5 protein-coding genes are annotated in these 4,555 nt (G+C 72.3%); 4 read left to right on the plus strand and 1 reads right to left on the minus strand.

Annotation, left to right across the window (positions count from 1 at the left end; translation table 11 throughout):
- Window positions 1-103: 103 nt before the first annotated feature.
- A complete protein-coding gene (locus ACFXGA_RS39655) occupies window positions 104-757 on the minus strand; it encodes an ACT domain-containing protein (RefSeq protein WP_378098182.1) in 654 nt (217 codons plus the stop codon).
- Window positions 758-982: 225 nt separating this feature from the next.
- Here ACFXGA_RS39655 and gatC point away from each other — a divergent pair, with 225 nt between their 5' ends.
- The 4 genes from gatC to gatB are packed head-to-tail and all read left to right on the plus strand — an operon-like array spanning window position 983 to window position 4,518.
- Window positions 983-1,282: an Asp-tRNA(Asn)/Glu-tRNA(Gln) amidotransferase subunit GatC gene (gatC, locus tag ACFXGA_RS39660; RefSeq protein WP_015804727.1), complete on the plus strand. Its 300-nt coding sequence runs from the start codon at window positions 983-985 to the stop codon at window positions 1,280-1,282.
- 34 nt (window positions 1,283-1,316) lie between these two features.
- Window positions 1,317-2,831 carry an Asp-tRNA(Asn)/Glu-tRNA(Gln) amidotransferase subunit GatA gene (gene gatA, locus ACFXGA_RS39665; protein ID WP_378098187.1) on the plus strand — a complete coding sequence of 505 codons (1,515 nt, stop codon included), beginning with the start codon at window positions 1,317-1,319 and terminating at the stop codon, window positions 2,829-2,831.
- Window positions 2,828-3,019: a hypothetical protein gene (locus tag ACFXGA_RS39670; RefSeq protein WP_378098190.1), complete on the plus strand. Its 192-nt coding sequence runs from the start codon at window positions 2,828-2,830 to the stop codon at window positions 3,017-3,019. The genes gatA and ACFXGA_RS39670 overlap by 4 nt, the downstream gene beginning before the upstream one ends.
- Entirely contained in the window at window positions 3,016-4,518 is a 1,503-nt protein-coding gene (gatB, locus tag ACFXGA_RS39675; RefSeq protein WP_378098193.1) for an Asp-tRNA(Asn)/Glu-tRNA(Gln) amidotransferase subunit GatB, read from the plus strand. The genes ACFXGA_RS39670 and gatB overlap by 4 nt, the downstream gene beginning before the upstream one ends.
- Window positions 4,519-4,555 lie beyond the last annotated feature (37 nt).

Below are 4,555 nucleotides of genomic sequence, written 5' to 3' on the forward strand. Positions count from 1 at the left end.
GAACGAGATCGACCGTCCCGAGCGTTCAACTCGGGGTACGCGAACGTAGGACACGCGCGTTCCGAACGTAGGACACGCGCGTTCTGGAGGTAGGACACGCCGGTTAGTCGGGGAGGACGACGGAGACGATGCCGGCCAGGTGGGCCAGGCGGGCGACCTCGGCGGCGCGGAACATCGGGCCGCCCGGACGGCCCACCAGCAGGACCCGGTCCGGCTTGCCCAACGGGGTCGCGGCCAGTTCGGTGCCCAGTTGCCGCCACGTCTCGGGCACCCAGTCGTCCTCGCCGTCCAGCACGGTGGCACGGGCCAGCGGCAGCCACGGCGGGGTCGCGAGCCTGGTCTCGGGCGCGGCCGACGACGAGGTCAGCCGGTGCACGGCACTGCCGTCCCACGACACCACCACCGCCCACCCGGCCCGGATGATCTTCGGCACGCCCTCGGTGAACACGGCCAGCCCGGTCGACGGCTCCTCCGCGACCTCCTCCACCAGCTCCAGCTCGCGGTGGGTGTCCAGCACGCCCGCGTACGGCCGCACCGCGTCCACCTCGACGCCCTCGATGGACTCCGCGGCCGTGATCAACACGTCCGGCAGCCGCCCGGAGGGCAGCTCGACCACCAGGTCGTCGATGGCCAGGCCGGACCCGCGTTCCACCACGTCCACGCTGAGGATGTCGGCCCCGATCTCGCCGAGCGCGGAGGCGACCGCGCCCAGGGTGCCGGGACGGTCCGGGAGCTGGACCCGGATCAGGAAGGACACGGTGCACGCCTCCAAACGGCTGTGGTGGAGCATCGACGTGGAAACTCGCCGGTCGATGATTCTCGCAGACGCAGCTTCGCTTTCCGACCCACCAGTCGCGTTGCGCGCGGGTAAAATCGCGCCCCTGCGCGCGCGGGCGCGGGTAACCCGCTCGGAGCCCCGCCTGACCAGCCAATAGACTCGGCAGGTCCAAAATCCGACATCCGACCCACGGGGGTTGACGAGGTGCCCAGCATCTCCCGCGACGAGGTCGCGCACCTGGCCCGCCTGGCGAGGCTCGCCGTCACCGACGACGAGCTGGACCTGTTCGCCGGCCAGTTGGACGTGATCCTCCAGTCGGTGGCCACGGTGGGCGACATCGCCACCGCGGACATCCCGCCCACTTCGCACGCCGTTCCGCTGACCAACGTGTTCCGCGAGGACGTGGTCCGTCCCAGCCTCGGTCAGCAGCAGGCGCTCGCGGGCGCCCCCGCCGCCGAGGAAGGCCGCTTCCGCGTCCCCCGGATCCTGGGGGAGGAAGCATGACCGCCGACGTTATCTTCCGCGCGGAGGCGGAATCATGACCAGTCTGATCCGCAGCACCGCCGCCGAGCTGGCGGCCAAGATCGCGAGCCGCGAGGTCTCCGCGGTGGAGGTCGCGCAGGCCCACCTCGACCGGATCGCCGAGGTCGACGGCACGATCAACGCGTTCCTGCACGTCGATGCCGAGGGCGCGCTCGCCGCCGCCCGCAAGGTCGACGAGGACATCGCCGCCGGCGCGCCCGTCGGCCCGCTGGCCGGCGTGCCGGTCGGGCTGAAGGACGTGCTCACCACCGAGGGCGTGCCGACCACGGTCGGCTCGAAGATCCTCGAGGGCTGGGTGCCCCCCTACGACGCCACGGTGACCCGCCGGCTCAAGGAAGCCGGCCTGGTGATCCTGGGCAAGACCAACATGGACGAGTTCGCGATGGGCTCCTCCACCGAGAACTCCGCCTACGGCCCGACCCGCAACCCGTGGGACACCGACCGCATCCCCGGCGGCTCGGGCGGCGGGTCGGCGGCGGCGCTGGCCGCGTTCGAGGCCCCGCTGACGATCGGCACGGACACCGGCGGCTCGATCCGCCAGCCCGGCGCGGTCACCGCCACGGTCGGCGTGAAGCCCACCTACGGCGGCGTCTCCCGGTACGGGCTGGTGGCGTTCTCGTCGTCGCTGGACCAGGCCGGCCCGTGCGCCCGCACGGTGCTGGACGCCGCGCTGCTGCACGAGGTCATCGCGGGCCACGACCCGATGGACTCCACCTCCATCAACGCCCCCGTGCCGCCGGTGGTCGCGGCGGCCCGCGAGGGCGCGAACGGCGACCTGTCCGGCGTGCGCGTCGGCGTGGTCGCGCAGTTCGCCGGCGAGGGCTACCAGCCGGGCGTGGTGCGCAGCTTCGAGGCCGCCGTGGCGCAGCTCAAGCAGCTCGGCGCGGAGGTCGTCGAGGTGTCGTGCCCGAGCTTCGACTACGCGCTGCCCGCGTACTACCTGATCGCGCCCAGCGAGGCGTCGTCCAACCTGGCCCGGTTCGACGCGATGCGCTACGGCATCCGGGTGGGCGACGACGGCACGCGCAGCGCCGAGGAGGTCATGTCGCTGACCCGCGAGGCCGGGTTCGGCCCCGAGGTGAAGCGCCGCATCATGATCGGCACGTACGCGCTGTCGTCGGGCTACTACGACGCCTACTACGGCTCGGCGCAGAAGGTGCGCACGCTCATCAGCCGCGACTTCGACGCCGCGTTCGCCACCGTGGACGTGCTGGTCTCGCCGACCACGCCGACGACCGCGTTCCGGATCGGCGAGCGCACGAACGACCCCATCGCCATGTACCAGGCGGACCTGTGCACGATCCCGGCGAACCTCGCTGGCAACGCCGCCATGAGCGTCCCCAGCGGACTGTCCGACGAGGACGGCCTGCCGGTGGGCCTGCAGATCATGGCCCCCGCGTTGCAGGACCACCGCATGTACCGGGTGGCGGCGGCCTACGAGGCGGCGCGCGACGCGGCCCTGGGCGCGCCGGTGCTCAGCGGCGTGCCGCAGTTGGCGGGTGCGCGATGAAGAAGGCTCGGACGCTCCTCGCGCTGGTCGGGGCCGCGGGCGCGGCCACCAGCGCGTTCTCCACGCTGAAGTCGGCCCGCGGCAAGAACGACAAGCTCGCGCTGGCGAACGCGGCGGCGAGCATCCTGGTGGCGATCACCGGCGCGGCGCTGGCCGTGCGGGGTCTGCGGAAGGACGGGAAGGCATGACGTCGGTGGACGAGCTGATGGACTACGCCGAGGTCATCGAGCGCTTCGACCCGGTGCTGGGCCTGGAGGTGCACGTCGAGCTGCACACCAGGACCAAGATGTTCTGCGGCTGCGCGAACGTCTTCGGCGGCGAGCCGAACACGCAGGTCTGCCCGACCTGCCTCGGCCTGCCCGGCGCGCTGCCCGCGGTCAACGGCAAGGCGGTGGAGTCGGCGATCCGGATCGGGTTGGCGCTCAACTGCGAGATCGCGGAGTGGTGCCGGTTCGCCCGGAAGAACTACTTCTACCCGGACATGCCGAAGAACTTCCAGACCTCGCAGTACGACGAGCCGATCGCGTTCAACGGCCACCTCGACGTGACGCTGGACGACGGCTCGCTGTTCCGGGTCGAGATCGAGCGCGCGCACATGGAGGAGGACACCGGCAAGTCGCTGCACGTGGGCGGCGCGACCGGGCGCATCCACGGCGCGGAGCACTCGCTGCTCGACTACAACCGCGCCGGCGTGCCGCTGATCGAGATCGTGACCAAGCCGATCACCGGCACCGGCGAGCGCGCGCCCGAGGTGGCGCGGGCGTACGTGACGGCGTTGCGCGACCTGCTGAAGGCGCTCGACGTGTCGGACGTGCGGATGGACCAGGGCTCGCTGCGGTGCGACGCGAACGTGTCGCTGATGCCCAAGGGCGCGACCGAGTTCGGCACCCGCACCGAGACGAAGAACGTGAACTCGCTGCGCAGCGTCGAGCGGGCGGTGCGGTTCGAGATGACCCGCCAGGCGGCGCTGCTGGCCGCGGGCGGGAAGGTCACCCAGGAGACGCGCCACTTCGACGAGTCGTCCGGCAGCACGTCGTCGGGTCGCACGAAGGAGACCGCGGAGGACTACCGGTACTTCCCGGAGCCGGACCTGGTGCCCGTCGCGCCGTCGCGCGAGTGGGTGGAGGAGCTGCGCGGGACGCTGCCGGAGCTGCCGTGGGAGCGCCGCAAGCGGGTGCAGCAGGAGTGGTCGCTGACCGACGCCGAGCTGCGCGACCTGGTCAACGCGGGCGCGGTGGACCTGGTGGCGGCCACGGTCGACGCGGGCGCGACGCCCGCCGAGGCCCGGTCGTGGTGGGCGGCCTACCTGACCAAGGAGGCCAACAACCGGGGCGTGGAGCTGGCCGAGCTGAACATCACGCCGGCGCAGATCGCGCGGGTGATCGCGCTGGTGAACGCCGGCGAGCTGACGAACAAGCTGGCCCGCGAGGTGGTCAGCGTGGTGCTGGAGACCGGCGAGGAGCCCGAGGCGGTGGTCGAGGCGCGCGGCCTGAAGGTCGTGTCCGACGACTCCGTGCTGGAGCGGGCCGTGGACGAGGCGCTGGCGGCGCAGCCGGACGTGGCGGCGAAGATCCGCGACGGCAAGGTGGCCGCGGCGGGCGCGATCGTCGGCGCGGTGATGAAGGCGACGAAGGGCCAGGCGGACGCGAAGCGCGTGCGCGAGCTGGTCATCGCCCGCTGCTCGTAGGGCTGTCGGGAACGGCGGTGGGGCGGGGCTGCGACTG

Source organism: Actinosynnema sp. NPDC059335 (assembly GCF_042752395.1).
Lineage (GTDB): Bacteria > Actinomycetota > Actinomycetes > Mycobacteriales > Pseudonocardiaceae > Actinosynnema.